The 19,467-nt window shown below is 70.9% G+C and carries 13 protein-coding genes; 9 read left to right on the forward strand and 4 right to left on the reverse strand.

Annotation, left to right across the window (positions count from 1 at the left end):
- The 3 genes from HNQ01_RS07960 to HNQ01_RS07970 all read right to left on the reverse strand — a co-directional run.
- Positions 1–266: Flp family type IVb pilin (locus HNQ01_RS07960; RefSeq protein ID WP_173804827.1), on the reverse strand; the 266-nt coding region annotated here is incomplete at its 3' end.
- A gap of 111 nt (positions 267–377) precedes the next feature.
- Positions 378–1,130, reverse strand: coding sequence for a response regulator (locus tag HNQ01_RS07965; protein ID WP_173804828.1), 753 nt, complete (start codon positions 1,128–1,130; stop codon positions 378–380).
- Entirely contained in the window at positions 1,108–2,808 is a 1,701-nt protein-coding gene (locus tag HNQ01_RS07970) for a sensor histidine kinase (protein ID WP_173804829.1), read from the reverse strand. Before HNQ01_RS07970 ends, HNQ01_RS07965 begins: the two co-directional genes overlap by 23 nt.
- 454 nt (positions 2,809–3,262) lie before the next feature.
- Here HNQ01_RS07970 and urtA point away from each other — a divergent pair, with 454 nt between their 5' ends.
- The 7 genes from urtA (at position 3,263) to HNQ01_RS08005 (ending at position 10,684) form a co-directional block, all read left to right on the forward strand.
- A complete protein-coding gene (urtA, locus tag HNQ01_RS07975; protein WP_173804830.1) occupies positions 3,263–4,540 on the forward strand; it encodes an urea ABC transporter substrate-binding protein in 1,278 nt (425 codons plus the stop codon).
- A gap of 94 nt (positions 4,541–4,634) precedes the next feature.
- The gene (urtB, locus tag HNQ01_RS07980) at positions 4,635–6,218 is read left to right on the forward strand and encodes an urea ABC transporter permease subunit UrtB (protein WP_173804831.1); all 1,584 of its coding nucleotides are present in this window, start codon (positions 4,635–4,637) and stop codon (positions 6,216–6,218) included.
- A gap of 11 nt (positions 6,219–6,229) precedes the next feature.
- Positions 6,230–7,366: an urea ABC transporter permease subunit UrtC gene (urtC, locus tag HNQ01_RS07985; protein ID WP_286180581.1), complete on the forward strand. Its 1,137-nt coding sequence runs from the start codon at positions 6,230–6,232 to the stop codon at positions 7,364–7,366.
- Entirely contained in the window at positions 7,363–8,241 is an 879-nt protein-coding gene (gene urtD, locus HNQ01_RS07990; protein WP_173804833.1) for an urea ABC transporter ATP-binding protein UrtD, read from the forward strand. Before urtC ends, urtD begins: the two co-directional genes overlap by 4 nt.
- A 31-nt stretch (positions 8,242–8,272) precedes the next feature.
- Complete coding sequence (gene urtE / locus HNQ01_RS07995) at positions 8,273–8,965, forward strand: urea ABC transporter ATP-binding subunit UrtE (protein ID WP_173804834.1); 693 nt, start codon at positions 8,273–8,275, stop codon at positions 8,963–8,965.
- A gap of 72 nt (positions 8,966–9,037) precedes the next feature.
- On the forward strand, positions 9,038–9,385 hold the full coding sequence (locus HNQ01_RS08000) for a hypothetical protein (RefSeq protein ID WP_173804835.1): 348 nt from the start codon (positions 9,038–9,040) through the stop codon (positions 9,383–9,385).
- A gap of 21 nt (positions 9,386–9,406) precedes the next feature.
- Positions 9,407–10,684 carry a BaiN/RdsA family NAD(P)/FAD-dependent oxidoreductase gene (locus HNQ01_RS08005; RefSeq protein WP_173804836.1) on the forward strand — a complete coding sequence of 426 codons (1,278 nt, stop codon included), beginning with the start codon at positions 9,407–9,409 and terminating at the stop codon, positions 10,682–10,684.
- A gap of 272 nt (positions 10,685–10,956) precedes the next feature.
- On the opposite strand, the gene dnaE is transcribed toward HNQ01_RS08005, so the two are convergent.
- Entirely contained in the window at positions 10,957–14,550 is a 3,594-nt protein-coding gene (gene dnaE, locus HNQ01_RS08010) for a DNA polymerase III subunit alpha (RefSeq protein ID WP_173804837.1), read from the reverse strand.
- 237 nt (positions 14,551–14,787) lie between these two features.
- On the opposite strand from dnaE, the gene HNQ01_RS08015 reads away from it, so the two are divergent.
- Entirely contained in the window at positions 14,788–17,724 is a 2,937-nt protein-coding gene (locus tag HNQ01_RS08015) for a tubulin-like doman-containing protein (protein WP_173804838.1), read from the forward strand.
- The gene (locus HNQ01_RS08020) at positions 17,721–19,379 is read left to right on the forward strand and encodes an OmpA family protein (protein WP_173804839.1); all 1,659 of its coding nucleotides are present in this window, start codon (positions 17,721–17,723) and stop codon (positions 19,377–19,379) included. The genes HNQ01_RS08015 and HNQ01_RS08020 overlap by 4 nt, the downstream gene beginning before the upstream one ends.
- Positions 19,380–19,467: the final 88 nt, after the last annotated feature.

Below are 19,467 nucleotides of genomic sequence, written 5' to 3' on the forward strand. Positions count from 1 at the left end.
GGCACCGGTTCCGGGGCAGGAGCGGGCGCTGGCTCGGGCGCTGGCGTGGGTGTCGGGGCCGGGCTGTTGCCCAGGGCCGCCTGCAGCTGTGCCGACACGCGCGTGTAGAGCTGTGCCACCGACTGGCCGGAGGCCGTCAGCGCGGTTGCGGTCGCGGCGGCCACCAGGGCGCCCATCAGGGCGTATTCGATGGCCGTCACGCCCGACTCCTCGTCGAGCAGGCGGCGTCGGCCGGGCGTGGGCGGCGGTGGGGGAGGGGTCAGCATGGGAGGGTTCCTGGCGTCACGGGCGGAATCTTCCTGATCGTCCGGGGCGTTTCGTGCCGATGAATCCCCGGTTGCTCCTGGGCGGCGGGGGAGTCTCCTCCCGGTCGCCGTTCAGCCTCGGCCCGCGGGGCCCGGCTCGTCCCGGTCCAGTCCGTTCCGCGTCGCGAACACATGCAGCTCCAGCCGGCCGCGCAGATGCAGCTTGCTGTAGATCGTCGTCAGGTGGTTGCGCAGCGTGTGTTCGCTCATGCCGAGCTCGTCGGCGACCGCCATCTGCTTGCGTCCGACGCCGCGGGTCATCGCGGTGATCACCTGGCGCTCGCGCGGCGTCAGCTGCGCGATCGCGTGCTGCTCGGGGCTCTGCGGCGCCACCGGCGGCCGGCCGGTCAGCTGCCCGAGCACCTCGCCGAGCATGCCGCGCTCCAGCCAGACCTCGCCGCGGTGCACCTTCTCGATCGCCAGCAGCACCGTCTCCGGCGCCTGCGACTTGTGCACCAGGCCGCGGGCCCCGTGCAGCACCGCCTCGCGGTGCTTCACCGGGCTGTCCTCGCCGGTCAGCACGAGCACATGGCCGCGACAGCGCTGCAGCAGCTCGCCCAGCGTCTCGCAGGCGTCCTCGCCGCCCAGGTCCATGTCCATCAGCACCAGATCGGCCGACGGCAGCGCGGGATGCTCCAGCAGCGCCTTGCGCGTCGTCGCCGTGCCGATGACCTGCATGCGCGGCGCGGTGCCTTCGATCAGCCGTTCGAGGCCCCACAGCGTGACCCGGTGATCCTCGGCGATCAGCACCCGGATCGGCGCATCGGCCGCCCGGGTCGCGGCCGGCTGCACAAGGGGATCTTCAGTCAGCGTGGTGGCGGGCATGCATGTCTCCTGTGGGAACGAGGATCGTCATTTCGGTGTCCATGCCCACGGTCTCGATGCGCAGCGAGCCGCCGAGGTCCTGGACACGCTCCCGGATCGAGCCGGGGTCGAAGGGGGGCGCCGGCCGGCCGCTGCGCGTGCCGGCATCGTCGCGGAGGGTCAGCTCCAGGGCCTGCGGCCCGGGAACGAGCCGGATGTGGACCGCGCGGGCAGTGCTGTGCTTGCGCAGGTTGTTGACCACCTCGCTGATCAGATGGAACAGCGCGACCGCCCGGGGGCGCGGCAGGGCCAGCGAGGGCGGGCATTCCAGCGTGATCTCCAGCCCGAACAGCTCGGCATGGCGCAGCGCCTGGCGGCGCAGCGCGGGCAGCAGCAGGTCCTGCTCGCCGGTCTCGCCGGCCCGCAGGGTCGAGACCACGCCGCGCAGCGTGTCGAGTTCGCTGCCGACCAGATCCGACAGTGCCTCGAGGTCGACCTGCAGGCCGGCATCGGTGCTGCCGCGTCGCACCAGGCCGTCGAGCGCGAACTTCAGCCCGAGATAGGGCTGGATCGCGCTGTCGTGCAGATCGCGGCCGATGCGGCTGCGTTCCTGGGCCGCCAGTTCCCGCTCGAGCCGGTCGGTCAGCTCGGCGCGCGCCAGCAGCTCCAGCAGCGTCGGCGCGATCGCGGCCGTCAGCGCCCGGGTGCTGCCGGCGGCATCGGGCCGGTCCCGGCCGATCAGCACATGCACATGCGCGGGCGTGTGGCCGCGCATCGGCACCACGTCCAGATGCCGGCACTGCAGCAGCGCCCGCAGCGCCTCGAGGTCCGGCCGCGTGCCGATCCCGTCGTCGCGGCGGTCGCTGGAGACCGGGCCTTCCGGGGCCGGCACGAGCCGCTGGCGCAGCTCGTGCGCGACCGCGGCCGTCGCGCGGAAGTCGCCTTCGCCCTCGGTGGACAGCCAGGCGATGTCGCCGTCGGGCGAGGGCGCGAGGATCACGACCAGCGGCACACCGCCATGCAGGCGCAGCCGCCGCGCGGCCTGCTCCAGCGTCGCCTCGATGCCGCGGCGCGGGTCGATCGACTGCTGCATGTCCTGCTCGAGCAGCCGGTGCCGCTGCAGCCGCACCAGCGGGGTCGACAGGACCGCCGTAGCCGTGCACAGCGCCACCATGCCCAGGGCCGCCAGATCACCGCCTGCCGGCCCGGCGGCGGGCACCAGCAGCATGCCCAGCGTCGCGCTCAGGCCCAGCAGCAGGCCGTGGAGCAGGCCGCACTCCAGCATGACCCGCAGCATCGGCACCACCATCAGCAGCGCCAGCAGCGGCTGGCTGGGTCGCAGCTGCATCAGCATGACCAGGATCCAGAGCATGTCGATCCAGCCCTCGCGCAGCGGGCGCAAGGTGTCGCCGCCGGGCGCGGTCCGCGTGCGCCAGAGCAGCAGCGCGGCCCACAGCACATAGCCCGGCAGCAGCCCGTTCGCCAGCGGCGCATTCCACGACAGGACCGGCTGCAGCAGCAGCGTGCACATCAGCGCCATCGCCAGCCGCAGACCGGCGGCCAGCCGCAGCGCCTGCGCGGGCAGCGCCATGCCGTCCGGCAGGCGGGGCCGGGCGATGGCTGCACGCTTTTCCTGGGAATGCGGCTGCTGCTGGGGGTTCGGCTCGGCGTCGAATCCCGGTACGGCTGGGATATTCAATTCAAGCTCTCGGACAGGCGGGCACGGCATGGAGCCAGTCTCCTGACGGCACTGAAAGCTCCGGGCGGCTCGCCATCGTGCCTTCGTCGACGGCCTTATCGGTGCTTGAGCCGGTCAGTGGATGCATTTCTTCCAGATCGGAAGGTTTTCGGTCGGTTCGGGGAGGTCTTTGTGGCGTAAATCACCCTTCTGATGGAAATGTAAGGACTTTCCTAGGAGGGCGGCTGCATAGGACGGTGGTGAAGATTTCCACCGGAAAATGAATATGCAGAAAAAGTGCGATATTCGTCGCCGATCGCGGATGTACCGGCAGGGGTGTCGCCGCTGGGGCGCATGCGCGCTCTACGCCATCCGGCGTATTTCACGAATCGGCCGCGACTTCGACACTGGCTCCATTCCAACGCTGTCAACGCAACCCGTCAGCCTCACAGCCTCTTCCCGGAGTCAACCTGTCATGCAAGCTTCCCGTCGCTCCTTTGCCGCCAAGCTCAGCGCCGTCGCCCTGGGCGTCGCCGTGACCACGCTGCCGATGCTGGCCCAGGCCGCCGACACCATCAAGGTCGGCATCCTGCACAGCCTGTCGGGCACGATGGCCATCTCGGAGACGGTCCTGAAGGACGTCGCGCTGATGACGATCGACGAGATCAACGCCAAGGGCGGCGTGCTGGGCAAGAAGCTCGAGCCGGTCGTCGTCGATCCGGCCTCGAACTGGCCGCTGTTCGCCGAGAAGGCCAAGCAGCTGATCGACCAGGACAAGGTCGCCGTCGTCTTCGGCTGCTGGACCTCGGTGTCGCGCAAGTCGGTGCTGCCGGTCTTCGAAGAGAAGAACTCGCTGCTGTTCTACCCGGTGCAGTACGAGGGCGAAGAGCTGTCGAAGAACGTGTTCTACACGGGCGCCGCGCCGAACCAGCAGGCCATTCCCGCGGTGGAATACCTGATGAGCAAGGACGGTGGCTCGGCCAAGCGCTTCGTGCTGCTGGGCACCGACTACGTCTACCCGCGCACCACGAACAAGATCCTGCGCGCCTTCCTGAAGTCGAAGGGCGTGGCCGAGTCGGACATCATGGAGGAGTACACCCCCTTCGGCCATTCCGACTACCAGTCGATCATCGCCAAGATCAAGAAGTTCTCCAGCGAAGGCAAGAAGACGGCGGTGGTCTCGACCATCAACGGCGACTCGAACGTGCCCTTCTACAAGGAACTGGGCAACCAGGGCCTGAAGGCGACCGACGTGCCGGTGGTGGCCTTCTCGGTGGGTGAGGAAGAGCTGCGCGGCGTCGACACCAAGCCGCTGGTCGGCCATCTGGCGGCGTGGAACTACTTCATGTCGATCAAGAACCCGACCAACGCGGCGTTCATCAAGCAGTGGAGCGACTACGCCAAGGCCAAGGGCATCGCCGGCCACAAGGACAAGCCGCTGACCAACGACCCGATGGAGGCCACCTACATCGGCATGCACATGTGGGCGCAGGCGGTCGAGAAGGCCAAGTCCACCGACACCGACAAGGTCATCGCCGCGATGGCCGGCCAGACCTTCAAGGCGCCGGGCGGCTTCACCAGCACGATGGACAAGGAAAACCACCACCTGCACAAGCCGGTCTTCATCGGCGAAGTGAAGGCCGACGGCCAGTTCAACGTGGTCTGGAAGACCCCGGGCCCGGTGGTCGCCGATCCGTGGAGCGACTACATCCCCGAGAACAAGGGCAAGAAGAACGTGCCCGAGAAGAAGTGAGCGTGCGGCGGGCCTGAACGGCCCGCGCCGGTCGCCTTCCTGACGGCCCTCGTCGCGGCTTGCCGTGCCGAGGGCCTCGACACGAGATCCTGCCGTGAAATTCCTGCGAATCCTGACCCTCGCGCTGGCCGGCTGCCTGCCCGTCGCCCATGCGCTCACGCCCGAGCAGGCCGCCGCGATCGCCAGCGGCGAGACCGATGCGCGCATCGAGGCGCTCAACCAGGCCGCCGCCGCGGGCGACGCCCAGCTGCCCGGCTTCGTGCGCGCGCTGCTCGACGGCGAGGTCAAGGTGCTCGACGGGCGGGTGTTCCAGATGCAGGGCGACAAGGTGGTCGTCGCCGGCACCGCGCAGGCGGTCAAGCTGCCGGAGGCGGCCGAGGATGTCGTCAACAACAACCGCATGCGTGGCGCGCTCGAAGCCGCGCTGGGCGCGCTCAAGCTGGTCTCGCCCGACGCGAAGGTGCGCGCCGAGGCGGTCGAGGAACTGCGCAAGCAGGCGCTCGACGAGGCGCAGCTGCCGCTGATCGAGAAGGCCTGGGCCGCCGAGAGCGATGCCGCGCTGAAGGCGCGGCTGGAAGTGATGCGCGCGACGATCCTGATCTCGTCGTCCGATGCCGCCAGGCGCTTGGCTGCGGCGCAGGCTCTGTCCGCCAGCAGTGAGCCGGCCGTGAAGAGCCTGCTGCAGGAGCGCCTGGCGCCTGGTGCCGAGACGGACCCGGCGGTGCGCGGCGCGCTGATGACGGCGCTCGCCGCGGTCGAGGGCAAGCTGGCCTGGGGCGAGCGCCTGGGCGTGCTGTTCACCGGCGCCAGCCTGGGCTCGATCCTGCTGCTGGTGGCGCTCGGCCTGGCGATCACCTATGGCCTGATGGGCGTGATCAACATGGCGCACGGCGAGCTGATGATGATCGGCGCCTACGCCACCTTCGTCGTGCAGAACCTGTTCCGCCAGTACCTGCCCGGGGCCTTCGACTGGTACATCGTGCTGGCGATTCCGGTGTCCTTCCTGGTGTCGGCGCTGGTGGGCGCGGCGCTGGAGCGCTCGGTGATCCGCTGGCTCTACGGCCGCCCGCTGGAAACCCTGCTGGCCACCTGGGGCATCTCGCTGGTGCTGATGCAGGGCGTGCGCAGCCTGTTCGGTGCGCAGAACGTCGCGGTCGAGAACCCGGCGTGGCTCTCGGGCGGCGTGCAGGTGCTGTCGAACCTGATCCTGCCCTACAACCGGCTGGCCATCATCGCCTTCGCCTTCCTGGTGCTGGGCGGCGTGACGCTGATGATCAACAGGACGCGCCTGGGCCTGTTCGTGCGCGGTGTCACCCAGAACCGCCGCATGGCCGCCTGCGTGGGCATCCCGACCGCGCGCATCGACACCTATGCCTTCAGCCTGGGCGCGGGCATCGCCGGGCTGGCGGGCTGTGCGCTCAGCCAGGTCGGCAACGTCGGGCCCGACCTGGGCCAGGGCTACATCGTCGACGCCTTCATGGTGGTGGTCACCGGCGGCGTCGGCCAGCTTGCCGGCACGGTCTACGCCGCGCTGGGCCTGGGCGTGCTCAACAAGTTCCTCGAGGGCTTCGCCGGCGCGGTGCTGGCCAAGATCATGGTGCTGGTGTGCATCGTGGTCTTCATCCAGAAGCGTCCGCAGGGCCTGTTTGCCATGAAGGGCCGGAGTGCCGAAGCATGAGTGCCGTTCCGATGACGTCTTCCTCCTCGATGAGCTCTTCCCGGCTGACGCCGCGTCGCGGCCTGCTGCTCGGCCCGGCCGGCTGGTCCGCGGTGATGGGCGCCGTGCTGGTCGTGGCGGTGCTGGTGCCGGTGCTGAACCTGATGGTGCCGGCCGGCAGCGCGCTGCACCTGAGCGACTACGCCGTCGCGCTGGTCGGCAAGATCATGTGCTACGCCATCTGCGCGCTGGCGATGGACCTGATCTGGGGCTACACCGGCATCCTGAGCCTCGGCCACGGCCTGTTCTTCGCGCTCGGCGGCTACGGCATGGGCATGTACCTGATGCGCCAGATCGGCCGCGACGGCAACTACAAGAGCGATCTGCCCGACTTCATGGTCTTCCTGGACTGGAAGGAACTGCCCTGGGCCTGGACCTTCTCGGACAGCTTCCTGTTCCAGATGGCGATGGTGGTGCTGGTGCCGGGGCTGCTGGCGCTGGTCTTCGGCTTCTTCGCCTTCCGCAGCCGCATCAAGGGCGTGTACTTCTCGATCATCACGCAGGCGATGACCTTCGCGGCGATGCTGCTGTTCTTCCGCAACGAGACCGGCTTCGGCGGCAACAACGGCTTCACCGACTTCAAGCGCATCCTGGGCATTCCGATCGCGCACCAGTCGACCCGGGTGACGCTGTTCGTGCTGACCGGCCTGACGCTGATCGGCTGCTATCTGATGGCGCGCTGGATCGTCAACAGCAAGTTCGGCCGCGTGCTGCAGGCGATCCGCGACGCCGAGAGCCGCGTGATGTTCACCGGCTACGACCCGCTGGCCTACAAGCTGGCGATCTGGACGCTGTCGGCGGTGATGTGCGCGGTGGCCGGTGCGCTCTACGTGCCGCAGGTCGGCATCATCAATCCCGGCGAGATGAGCGCCGCGGCCTCGATCGAGATCGCGATCTGGGCGGCGGTGGGCGGGCGCGCGACGCTGATCGGCCCGATCCTGGGCGCCTTCTTCGTCAACGGCGCCAAGAGCTGGTTCACCCAGGTCTTCCCGGAGTTCTGGCTGTATTTCCTCGGCGCGCTGTTCATCGCGGTGACGCTGTTCCTGCCGCAGGGCATCGTCGGCCTGTTCGACAAGTTCTCGTCCAAGAAGAAGGAGACCCGCGCATGACGCCCGACCTGATGGAATCGATGCGCGAGGTGCGCGAGCGCCACGAGGCGCGCGCCCAGCAGGCCGGTGCCTCCGGCGGCGACGCGTCCTTCGGCCGCCTGCTGCACGCCGGCCAGCCCGACTTCACGCAGGGCGTGGCGCTCTACCTGGACGACATCACCGTCAGCTTCGACGGCTTCCGGGCGCTGAACAAGCTCAGCCTGGCGATCAACGTCGGCGAGCTGCGCTGCATCATCGGCCCGAACGGCGCCGGCAAGACGACGATGATGGACGTCATCACCGGCAAGACGCGGCCGGATGCCGGCAAGGCCTCGTTCGGCTCCACCATCGACCTGCTGCGCCTGCGCGAGAACGAGATCGCGCAGATCGGCATCGGCCGCAAGTTCCAGAAGCCCACCGTCTACGAGCAGCTCAGCGTGTTCGAGAACCTGGAGCTGGCGCTGCGCGCCGACCGGCGGGCGCGCGCCAGCCTCTTCCACCGCCTCTCGGGCGAGCAGCTCGACCGCATCGGCGAGATCCTGACGCTCATCCACCTCAGGGGCGAGGCGCAGCGCACCGCAGGTCTCTTGAGCCACGGCCAGAAGCAGTGGCTGGAGATCGGCATGCTGCTGATGCAGGATCCCAAGCTGCTGCTGCTCGACGAGCCGGTGGCCGGCATGACCGACGAGGAGACCGAGCGCACCGCCGAGCTCTTCCTGAGCCTGGAGGGCCGGCACTCGCTGGTGGTGGTCGAGCACGACATGAAGTTCGTCGACCAGCTCACCGAGGGGCGCAAGACCGTCACCGTGCTGCACGAGGGCAGCGTGCTGGCCGAGGGCCGGCTCAGCGAGGTGCAGGCCAACGAGAAGGTGGTCGAGGTCTACCTCGGCCGCTGAAGACCCTCGACGACGCAAGGAAAGAGACGAGATGCTGAAGGTTTCCGGTCTGCACCAGTATTACGGCGGCTCGCACATCCTGCGCGGGCTGGATTTCGAGGCCCGGCTCGGCGAGGTGACGGTCGTGCTCGGCCGCAACGGCGTGGGCAAGACCACGCTGCTGAAGAGCCTGATGGGCGTGGTGCCGATCCGCAGCGGCGCCGTCACGCTCGACGGCGCCGACATCTCGAAGGACACCTCCTACGACCGGGTGCGCAAGGGAATGGGCTATGTGCCGCAGGGCCGCGAGATCTTCGGCCGCCTCACGGTCGAGGAGAACCTGCGCATGGGCCTGGCGAGCCGGCCGGCGCGCACGCCGATTCCCGCCGAGCTGTTCGAGCTGTTTCCGATCCTGAAGCAGTTCATGCACCGTCGCGGCGGCGACCTCTCGGGCGGCCAGCAGCAGCAGCTTGCCATCGCCCGCGCGCTGGCGCCGGGGCCGAAGCTGCTCATCCTCGACGAGCCGACCGAGGGCATCCAGCCCAGCATCATCAAGGACATCGGCCGCGTCATCCGCATGCTGGCCGACCGCGGCGACATGGCCATCGTGCTGGTCGAGCAGTTCTACGACTTCGCCGCCGAGCTGGCCGACCAGTACCTGGTGATGGAGCGCGGCGAGATCATCCAGCGCGGCCGCGGCAAGGACATGGAGGCCGAGGGGGTGCGGCAGCTGATGGCGATCTGAGCTGGCGGGATGACACGTAACCAGTTATTTTCAAGCTTGTATCTTCATTTCTGAATGTGAAACGATTCAGGGATGAAAATAAAATCTAAATCCTTGTGGCTAGTGATAGGAAGTGTGCTGCTGACAGGCTGTGCGACGCAGAGGGAGGTCTGCCAGCCCAAGATCGATGCAGCTCGGCTGAGCGTCGATCAGGAGTGGCGTGCCGATGCGAAACAGCGCAATGAACAGATCTCGAGCAGCATCCATGCGACATGCGCGGTTGGTGGTGCTGTTCTACCTCTCGGTAAGGTGGTCAAGGCTGGATGCACTGCCGTTGGAAAGCAGCTGGCATCGACCTTCAAGCCGAACGCGCTGGATCCCGACGAAATCAACGAGCGCGTGAAAGCCAAGGTCGCTCCCGAGTGTCGAGCCTATCTTTGACCTGGCACTAGACTGTGCAGGATGTCCTTTCCTGCTTTTTCCCTGAAAGTCGCCGTCGTCGGCGGCGGTCCCGCCGGCCTGATGGCCGCCGATGTGCTGCTCGCCGCCGGCGCGCAGGTCGAGCTTTTTGACGCCATGCCCTCGGTCGGGCGCAAGTTCCTGCTCGCCGGCAAGGGCGGGCTCAACATCACCCATGCCGAGCCAGAGGCCGCCTTTCGAGGCCGCTACCGCGAGCGCGCCGCCGAAGTCGGTCGCTGGCTGGACGACTTCGGCCCCGAGGCGCTGCGCGCCTGGGTGCATGCGCAGGGCATTCCGACCTTCGTCGGCAGCTCCGGCAAGGTCTTTCCCGAGGGCATGAAGGCCGCGCCGCTGCTGCGCGCCTGGCTGTACCGGCTGCGCGCGGCCGGGCTGGTGCTGCATGCGCGCCACCGCTGGACCGGGCGGATCGACGCGGTGCCGGGTGGCGGCTGGACGCTGGGCTTCGACACGCCGCAGGGGCCGCGGGCGAGCACGCACGATGCGGTCGTGCTGGCGCTGGGCGGCGCGAGCTGGGCGCGGCTGGGCTCGGACGGCGCCTGGCAGCCGTGGCTGGCCGGGCAGGGCGTCGACGTGGCGCCGCTGGTGCCGGCCAACTGCGGCTTCGACATCGCCTGGAGCGACTTCCTGCGCGAGCGCCATGCCGGCACGCCGCTGAAGAACGTGCGCCTGAAGTTCACCGACCGCACCGGCCAGGTCTTCGACCGCCTGGGCGAGGCGGTGCTGGGCGCCGGCGGGCTGGAGGGCAATCTCGTCTACGCCGCCAGCGCGCTGCTGCGCGACGAGATCGCCGCCTGCGGCCACGCCGACATCGCGCTCGATCTGCTGCCGGCCAAGGACGAGGCGACGCTGGCCGCCGCGCTGGCCAGGGGCCGCGGCGCGCGTTCGATGATCAACCACCTGAAGGAGCAGGCCGGCATCCACGGCGTGCGCGCGGCGCTGCTGCGCGAGGGGCTGGATGCGGCGCAGTGGACCGCGCTGTGCGCCGATCCGGCGGCGCTGGCCGCGCGCATCAAGGCGCTGCCGCTGCGCCTGATCGCCGCGCGCCCGATCGACGAGGCGATCAGCAGCGCCGGCGGCGTGCGCTTCGAGGCGATGGACGCGCGGCAGATGCTCGCGGCGCTGCCGGGCGTGTTCTGCGCCGGCGAGATGATCGACTGGGAGGCCCCGACCGGCGGCTATCTGCTGACGGCCTGCCTGGCCAGCGGGCGCGCGGCGGGACAGGGGGCGCTGGACTGGCACGCGCACCGGCCGCGGGGCTGAACGAGGGCAGAAAAAAAGACGCCTCCTTGCGGAGGCGTCCTTGCCGGTCCCGCTCGGGGCGACCGGGCTCTTCATGCGCTCATCAGTCATCAGGTCTGACGATCATGCCGGTTGAGTAGGCCGGCATGCAGGGACTCGTCAACCTGGGATGAAGGTTAGCAGCGTGAATCTCTGACGCCGAGACCGATTTTCCGGATCGATCTCCCGAAGATGCGGGGCGAGCGTGAATATCCGACGCCCCGGCCGCACGGGCGCTTCGCCGGCCCTTCAGTTCAGCCGGCGCTGTCCTCGGTGTAGACGAGCTGGGCCTGCGCGCCGCACTGCGCCGCCCACTGCGCCAGCGCCTCGTCGCTGGGCCAGAAGCGCGAGCGCTCGCCCAGGTCGATGTCGCCCACCGCCTGCTCGCGCACGATGCGCAGGCGCACCGGCACGCCGCGCGTCAGCGTCTCGCCGTAGTCGGTGTCTTCCTGCTTCGGTGGATGCGCGGCCAGCACCGCGTCGAGCGACGGCAGCGTGCGCCCGACCACCACGCGCAGGAAGCGCGCATGGCGGCAGCGCGCCTCGGCCAGGTCCGAGATCTGCTGCACGTTGAAGCGCAGGCCGCCGCTGAAGCGGTCGGGCTGGACCTTGCCGGTCAGGATCAGCAGCTCGTCGTCCTTGAGCCGCTCGGCGTTGGCGTTGAGCAGCTCCTCGGCCACCACCGCTTCGATCGCGCCGCTCCTGTCGTCGAGCTTGAAGATCGCCGCGCGGCCGCGCTGGCCGTTGACGACGCGCAGGTCGGCGACGATGCCCGCCACCGTCTGCGGCTCGCGGCTGTCCTGCAGGTCGGCGATCTCGCGGCGCACGAACTGGCGCACCTCCGGGCCGCTCTGGTCGAACAGATGGCCCGAGAGGTAGTAGCCGATGGCGACCTTCTCGTGCGACAGGCGCGTCTTCACGTCCCAGGGCTCGACGGCCGGGTAGTCGGGCTCGCGGGTCGAGCTGCCGTGCGCGTCCGCCTCGTCGCCGAAGTCGAACAGGCCGCCCTGGTCGGCGTGCGCGGCCTGGTTGTCGGCGTACTCGAAGGCCAGCGTCACGCTGGCCAGCAGCTGCGCGCGCCCGTCCAGGCCGAGCGGATGCAGCCTGTCGAAGGCGCCGGCCTTGATCAGCGCCTCGACGACGCGCTTGTTGATGCTCTTCCTGTCGACGCGGTGCGCGAAGTCGAAGATCGAGCGGAAGGGGCCGCCCTCGGCGCGCGCGCGCAGGATGGCCTCGATCGCGCCCTGGCCGGTGCCCTTGATGGCGCCCAGGCCGTAGCGGATGAGCTTGTCGCCGGCCTTGCCCGGCGCCGGCTCGAAGCGGTAGACGCCGACGTTGACGTCCGGCGCCTCGAAGGCGATGCCGAAGTGCTTGGTGGCGTCGTCGCGCAGGATCTTGAGCTTGTCGGTGTCGTCGAGCTCGATGGTCATGTTCGCCGCGTAGAACTCGGCGGTGTGATGGACCTTGATCCAGCCGGTGTGATAGGCCAGGAGCGAATAGGCGGCGGCGTGCGACTTGTTGAAGCCGTAGCCGGCGAACTTCTCCATCAGGTCGAAGACCTCGTCGGCCTTGTCCTGGTCGATGCCCTTCTTCGCGGCGCCCTCGCGGAACAGCAGGCGGTGCTGCGCCATCTCCTCGGGCTTCTTCTTGCCCATCGCGCGGCGCAGCATGTCGGCGCCGCCGAGGCTGTAGCCGCCCAGCACCTGGGCGGTCTGCATCACCTGCTCCTGGTAGACCATGATGCCGTAGGTCTCGGCCAGCACCGGCTCCACCAGCGGGTGCGGGTACTCGACCACCTCGCGGCCGTGCTTGCGCGCGACGAAGCTGGGGATCAGGTCCATCGGGCCCGGGCGGTACAGGGCGTTGAGCGCGATCAGGTCTTCCAGCCGGCTCGGCTTGGCGTCGCGCAGCATGCGCTGCATGCCGCCCGATTCGAACTGGAACACCGCCTCGGTCAGGCCGTCGGAGAAGAGCTTGTAGACCCGTGCGTCGTCGAGCGGAATGGTCTCGAAGGCGAAGTCCTTGCGGTGCGCATGGCGCGCGACGATGAACTCCTTGGCCAGCTCCAGGATGGTCAGCGTGGCCAGACCCAGGAAGTCGAACTTCACCAGGCCGATGGCCTCGACGTCGTCCTTGTCGTACTGGCTGACCGCCGAGTCGCTGCCGGGCTGCTGGTACTGCGGGCAGAAGTCGGTGATCTTGCCCGGCGCGATCAGCACGCCGCCGGCGTGCATGCCGATGTTGCGCACCATGCCCTCGACGCGGGTGGCCAGCTTCAGCAGCTCGGCCACTTCCTCGTCGTTCTTCTCGCGCTCCTCGATCTCCGGCGCCTCGTGGCGGGCGTAGATCAGCTTGGACTTGGCCGGGTCGAAGTTGGCCGGCAGCGGCGCCAGCGTCACCGTCTTGCCCGGCGGCGCCGGGATCAGCTTGGCGATGGAATCCACATGGCCGTAGCCCATGCCCAGCACGCGGCCGATGTCGCGCAGCGCCGCCTTGGCCGCCATCGTGCCGAAGGTGGCGATCTGGCTGACGGCCGGGCGGCCGTAGCGGTCCTTGACGTAGTCGATGACGCGGTCGCGGTTGCCCTGGCAGAAGTCGATGTCGAAGTCGGGCATCGAGACCCGCTCCGGGTTCAGGAAGCGCTCGAACAGCAGGTTGTACTGCAGCGGGTCCAGGTCGGTGATCGACAGCACGTAGGCCACCAGCGAGCCCGCGCCCGAGCCCCGGCCCGGGCCCACCGGGCAGCCGTTGGCCTTGGCCCAGCGGATGAAGTCCGACACGATCAGGAAGTAGCCGGGGAAGCCCATCTTGAGGATGGTCGTCAGCTCGAACTCCAGCCGCTCGACGTAGCGCGGGCGCTCGGCGTCGCGCCTGGCCGGGTCGGGGAAGAGCAGCTTCAGGCGATCCTCCAGGCCCTCGACGGAGAGCTGGCGGAAGTAGTCGGCCATCGGCATCGACGTGCCGTCGGCCAGCAGCGGCGTGGGGAAGTTGGGCAGCTGCGGCTTGCCCAGCACCAGCGTGAGGCTGCAGCGTCGGGCGATCTCGACGGTGTTGTCGATCGCGCTCGGGATGTCGGCGAAGAGCGCGGCCATCTCGGCCTGCGTCTTGAAATGCTGGTCGCGGCTGAAGCGGCGCACGCGCTTGGGGTTGGCCAGCGTGTCGCCGTCGGCCACGCAGACGCGCGCCTCGTGCGCGTCGAAGTCGTCGGGCTCCAGGAACTGGATCGGGTGCGTGGCGACGACCGGCAGGCCCAGCTTCGCCGCCAGCGGCACGGTGGCGCGCACGCTGGCCTCGTGGCCGGCCAGCTGCGCGCGCTGCAGCTCGAGGTAGAAGCGGCCGGGGAAGACCGCCGCCAGCCGCTGCGCGACGTCGCGGGCGCGCGCCGTGTCGCCCACTGCCAGCGCCTGGCCGACCGCGCCCATCAGGCCGCCGGAGAGCGCGATCAGCCCGCCGCCCAGCTCCTCCAGCCACGCCCACTTCACCCAGGCCTGGTTGCCGCGCTGCACGTTGGTGATCCACGCGCGCGACAGGATCTCCGACAGGTTCAGATAGCCCTGGCGGTCCTGCACCAGCAGCAGCAGCCGGGTGGCCGGACGCACCTCGCCGGCCACCGCCGGGCCGTCGGGCTCGAGCCAGACGTCGACGCCGATGATCGGCTGCACGCCCTTCTTGCGCGCGGCGTTGTAGAACTTGATGCCGCCGAACAGGTTGGAGAGGTCGGTGATGGCCATCGCGACCTGGCCGTCCTGGGCGGCCGCATCGACCGCGTCGTCGATCCGCAGCGTGCCGTCGACCACGGAAAACTCGGTGTGGGAGCGCAGATGGACGAAGTTCTTCGGGGCATTCATCGCGGGATTGTAGGCAGCAGCTGTTGCAACTCGTGTCAGATGTCGTGATCTCTGCAACTTCAGGTGCCGGACTGGAAGTGGAAATAACGCAAAATGCCAGCGGATTACCCCGCATTTCCGGGGGCAGACGGGGCGATCCGGCGGTGGGGGGCCGGCGGTTTGCCGGGACCATATCGACCGGCCGGGCGGCAGCGTTGCCGCTTCCGGCGTGACGACATTGCTGGATACGACGCTGACATGAATCATCTGTATCTCGGGCTCGGGGGGGCCGGTGTCCGGGTATGGCAGGCCCTGGGCCGGCGGCTGGCATGCCGGCCGGACACGGCCGGCCGCAAGGCGGTGCTCGAGCCGCTGCTGATCGACACCGATGCGAGGGAACTGCGCGACGAGGCGCCCGGCTGGCGCCTGCTGGGAGGCACGCTGGCGCCGCCGCCCGCCCAGCGGCTGCTGCTCGACGCCGACGCGGAGGCGCTGCACACGCTGCTGCGCGCGCGCACCGACCTGCGCGACTGCATCGCCGCCGACGCGGCCGACTGGGAGGCAAGGCTGACCGATCTGGGCGCCTTCGATGCGCCGCTGTCGCAGGTCGCGGCGCGGCTGCCCGGCTGGCCCTCCCGCCGCCTGGGCCGGCTGCTGCTGGCGCAGGGCCAGGGCCGGGTGCGCATCGCGCTCGACGCGGTGGCGCAGTCGCTGCAGGCGCGCCACGCCCATCCGTCGCTGACCATCCATCTGGTGGCGCAGCTCGGCGGCGCCACCGGCGCCGGCCTGCTGATGGACCTGCTGACGCTGCTGCGCCGCCATCCGCCGGCGCCGCGCTGCAGCGTGCACCTGCATGCGCTGCTGCCCGAGGCCGACACCGCCGGCGGCCGGCCCGCGCCGCTGGCCGAGGTGCAGGCCTACGCGGTGCTGCGCGAGCTGCAGGCGGCCGCGCGCGAGGGCCTGTTCGAGCTGTGCCTGCTGTCGGGCCAGACCGACGAGCGCGGCCTGCAGCCGCTCGACGCCGCCAGCCGCGAGCGCCAGCTGGCCGACTGGATCTTCCATCGCGTCAGCGGCGAGCCGGAATGGGTCGTGCCGCCGCGCGCCGGCGCCGGCGGGGTGCGTCCCGGCGAGTTCGTCGCCTTCGGCCTGGCCGAGCGCGGCGCCGACCGCGTCGAGCTGCGCACCCACCTGTGCCACGAGCTGATGCTGCGCCTGCTGGCGCAGCTGCGCTACAACCACTGGCGCCCGGGCCTGGGCTTCGTGACGCATCCGCGGCCGGTGCCTGCCGAGCCGATGGCCGAGCTGCTCGCCGCCTGGGGCCTGTCCGATGCGCATCTGCAGCTGGCCGCACCGCTGCCGGAGATCGACGGCGAGACCCCGCCGGGTGCGCCGATCGAGGCGGAGTGGCGTGCGCTCGAGCTGCACTACCGCGAGCTGATCGGGCTGGTCGCGCCGGCGCGGCGCGCCCCCGAGCTGCGCCGCCTGTTCGAGCAGGGCCTGGAGGAGCGCTTCCGCGGCCAGGGCGTCGAGGCGGCCTTCGACCTGCCCGACCATGCGCTGCGGCGCCGTGCGGTGGTCGTGCGCCAGCGCGTCGAATCGGCGCTGTGGGACGACTGGCGCGACGGCCGGCGCTCGCTGCACGAGTGCGGCCAGCTGCTCGCCGCGGTGCTGGCCGACCTGTCCGACCGCATCGAGCCGCTGCGCCAGGAGCAGCATGTGCTCGAGACGCAGGCCGCGCTGCTGTGGCAGCAGATCGAGAGCGCCGAGCAGGCCGCCGCGGTGCGTCCGGGCATGCTCGCGCGGCTGCGCGGCCAGGCCGCGCCGGTCGACCTCGAGGCGCTGATCGAGCCGCTGCGCGAGTACGTGCTGGCGCGCACCCGCTCGGCTGCCGTCACGCTGACGCTGCGCCTGATCGCCGAGATCGAGGCTCAGCTGACGACGCTGCAGGGCATGGTCGACGGCGGCGAGATGGCGCTGGCCGCGCTGGTCGAGGAGACCGATGCCGCCGCCGCGGCCGCGCTGCCGCCGGTCCGCCACGAGGCGGGCGCCTCGCGGCTCGAGACGCGCGAGCAGCTCGCGCACTGGCGCAACCAGCTCATCACCCGCGAGACGATGCAGCGCGAGCACCTGCGGGTGCTGCGCGCCGGCCTGTTCGGGCGGCTGGGCGAGCAGGCCAGCTTCCGCATCTTCGCGCAGCGCCTGGGCGAGGCGGCGACCTGCGACGCGCTGCTCGCCGCGTGCGCGCAGCGGCTGCAGCCCGCGTCGCTGCAGCCGGTGGTCTCGGCGGCCTGGGATGCGTGGATGATGGGCCTGCATGCCGAGCCCGAGCGGCTTGCGCGCGAGCAGGCCGCGCTGCGGGCGCAGGCCGCGGTCTCGATGGTCTGGTCGGCCGACGACCTGCCGCGGGTGCCTGTGCTGGAGTGCCTGCGCGTGCCGGCGGCGCCGTCGCCGGCCGAGTCCGCGCCGGTGGCCGGCGACGGCGCCGAGGCGGGCGAGGCGGACGAGGGCGAAGTGCTCACCCGGGCCGCGCCGTCGCTGCGCATGCCCGACCTGGCTCAGCTGCTGCGCCGCCCCGACGGCGGCACGCTGGTGCTGCAGCACCGCGCCGAGGGCGAGGGCGCGATGGTGCTGCTGCGCCTGGTGCGCGGCCTGCCGCTGCAGGCGCTGCGACCGGTGCAGGCGCTGCACCGCCTGCACGAGGCGCACCGGCTGCAGGCCGGGCGCGCGGCGCTGTGGCTGCAGCTCGACGCGACGGCCGATCTGCCCGAGCTGCTGGCGGTCGACGTGCAGGCGCAGCAGGCGCGGGCGCGCACCGTGGTGCTGCTGGCCGAGGCGCTGGGCCTGCTGCGCCACGAGCCCGAGCCGCTGACCGGCACGCCGGTGCTGGTGCATGTGCGCCTCGACGAGGACGGCTTCGAGCTGGACCGCGTCCGCCTGGGCCGCGATCCGCTCGAGGCGGTCGACCAGGCCCGCGAGCGGGTGCTGCACGACCTGTTCGACGAGGTCTGCGCCGCGCTGCAGTCCGGCCATCACGCCGATGCCGGTGCGCTCGCGCGGCTGCGCGACACGATGCGCGAGCGCATCGAGACGCTGCGCCGGCAGTCGCCGCCGGCGCAGTGGGACACCATCAGCCGGCAATGGAACGAGGCCGCCCGAGAGGCCATGAAGCTGATCCGTCAGGAGGGGACCCGATGAGCCGGGCTGTCTGCACCAATCTTCCCGCGGCCTGCAGCAAGGCGGCCGCGCGCACGCCGCTGCCGATGTCCGGGCCTGAGGACCGCTGCCCGGAATGCGGCGCCGCGCTGCTGCCGATCGATGCGGCCGTCAGCGCCTCGCCGGCCGGGGCTGCGCGCTGGATCGTGCCGGCGAGCGGAGTCGCGCTTGCCGCGCTGGCCGGGCTGCTGATGTGGCGCGGCCACGAGAGCCGGACGGTGCCGCCGGCGCCCGGCCCCGGCGCGGTCACCGCCGAGGCCGTCGTGCCCGCGGCCCCGGCACCGGTCACGCCGGCCGTGACTCAGGCCGCCGCCACGCTCGAGTCCCATCCGCCGGGCGCCGGCCAGCCGGCGGTGCTGACGCTGTCCGGCGCCGGCCTGATCGGCCTGCCGCAGGCGGCCGCGCTGGTCGAGGGCTTCGTGAAGGCCGAGGGCCTGGGCGAGGTGCTGCGTCCTTCCGCCGAGGCCTCGGGCGCTGGCGCGGGCCCCTTGCTCGTGCGCCAGCCTTCCGGTGCGCGGCTGGAGCTGCGTCTCGCGGCGGCCGAGGCCGGCCCCGAGGCCGCCGGCCTGCGCCGCGTCTCGCTGCTGGGCGGCGATGTCGCGACCGGCGATGTCACGCTCGGCCTGGACGCGCTGGCCGTGGTGGTGCATCCGGAGAGCCCGCTGCAGTCGATCACGCTGGCGCAGCTGCGCCAGCGGCTGGGCGGTCGCAAGGGGCGCGGGCCCGAATCGATGCACCTGCCGGCCGAGGCCTCGCTGCAGGCTCTGGTCGCGCGCCAGCTGCTCGACGGCGCGGCGCTGCCTGAAGGGGTGGCACGCCACGCCGATGCGGCGGCCCTGGTCGCCGCGGTGCTGGCCGATCCGGCCGCGATCGGGCTGGTGCCGCTGTCCGCGGTCGGCTCCGCGCGGGTGCTGGCGGTGGCGGATGCCACCGGGTCGACCTGGCTGCCGACGCCGGAGACGCTGGCGGCCGAGCGTTATCCGCTGACCCATCGCCTGGTCATTCGCCTGCCCGAGGGTGCCGACAGCCGGCTGCAGCGTCTGGCGCAGTACCTGGCGGGGCCGACGGCGCAGTCGCGCCTGGCCGCGCAGGTGCGTGTGCCGGCGGCGCCGCTGCTGGTGGAGTCCGAGCGCATCGAGCCGGTCGAGATCGGCGCTGCGGTGAAGATGCCGCGCGACTACGCCGCGCTGACCCGGCCGGCTCGTCTGCTGACCGGTCGCATCGACTTCGGATCTGGCGAGGATGCGCTGGACGAGGCGGCACGCGCCGAGGTCGCGCGGCTCGGCCGGGCCCTGTCGGGCGGACAGGTGCCTCCGGGCGGCTCGGTCATCGTCGTCGCGCTGGCCAACGATCCGGGCAGCTTCTGCGCCAACCGCGCGCTGTCGGAGCGCCGGGCGACGCAGGTCGCGCAGGTGCTGCGCGACGCCGGCGTGCCGGTGGCGGTCGTGCGTGGCGTCGGGCGCCTCGCGGCGGCCGGGGCTGCCGCCAGTCCGGCCGCGTCGCTGGAGCGCCGCGCCGAGATCTGGGTCAGCGACACGCCGGTGCGGCAGCCCGCGCCTTTCCGCTGCGTCTCCGGTACCGGGGCCTCGGGCCCCGAGTCGGCGCCTGTGGCGCCCGCCGCAGCCTCCGGGGCGTGAAATCGGTGGCGCCCTCGTGGCGCCTATCCCCTGATGAGGGGGTTCTTTCCCGTCCTGATCTGACTATGCTGTTTGCATAGTTTTTGCA

Origin of the sequence: Sphaerotilus uruguayifluvii, assembly GCF_013294065.1 — a bacterium.
In the GTDB taxonomy this organism is placed as follows: Bacteria; Pseudomonadota; Gammaproteobacteria; order Burkholderiales; family Burkholderiaceae_C; genus Sphaerotilus; species Sphaerotilus uruguayifluvii.

What these genes read in the sequence shown, in the direction of transcription:
- urtD (WP_173804833.1), top strand. Translation starts at nt 7,363, where the DNA reads ATGACGCCCGACCTGATGGAATCGATGCGCGAGGTGCGCGAGCGCCAC.
- HNQ01_RS08015 (WP_173804838.1), top strand. Translation starts at nt 14,788, where the DNA reads ATGAATCATCTGTATCTCGGGCTCGGGGGGGCCGGTGTCCGGGTATGG.
- urtC (WP_286180581.1), top strand. Translation starts at nt 6,230, where the DNA reads ATGACGTCTTCCTCCTCGATGAGCTCTTCCCGGCTGACGCCGCGTCGC.
- HNQ01_RS07965 (WP_173804828.1), bottom strand. Translation starts at nt 1,130, where the DNA reads ATGCCCGCCACCACGCTGACTGAAGATCCCCTTGTGCAGCCGGCCGCG.
- dnaE (WP_173804837.1), bottom strand. Translation starts at nt 14,550, where the DNA reads ATGAATGCCCCGAAGAACTTCGTCCATCTGCGCTCCCACACCGAGTTT.
- HNQ01_RS08005 (WP_173804836.1), top strand. Translation starts at nt 9,407, where the DNA reads ATGTCCTTTCCTGCTTTTTCCCTGAAAGTCGCCGTCGTCGGCGGCGGT.
- HNQ01_RS08020 (WP_173804839.1), top strand. Translation starts at nt 17,721, where the DNA reads ATGAGCCGGGCTGTCTGCACCAATCTTCCCGCGGCCTGCAGCAAGGCG.
- HNQ01_RS08000 (WP_173804835.1), top strand. Translation starts at nt 9,038, where the DNA reads ATGAAAATAAAATCTAAATCCTTGTGGCTAGTGATAGGAAGTGTGCTG.
- urtA (WP_173804830.1), top strand. Translation starts at nt 3,263, where the DNA reads ATGCAAGCTTCCCGTCGCTCCTTTGCCGCCAAGCTCAGCGCCGTCGCC.
- urtE (WP_173804834.1), top strand. Translation starts at nt 8,273, where the DNA reads ATGCTGAAGGTTTCCGGTCTGCACCAGTATTACGGCGGCTCGCACATC.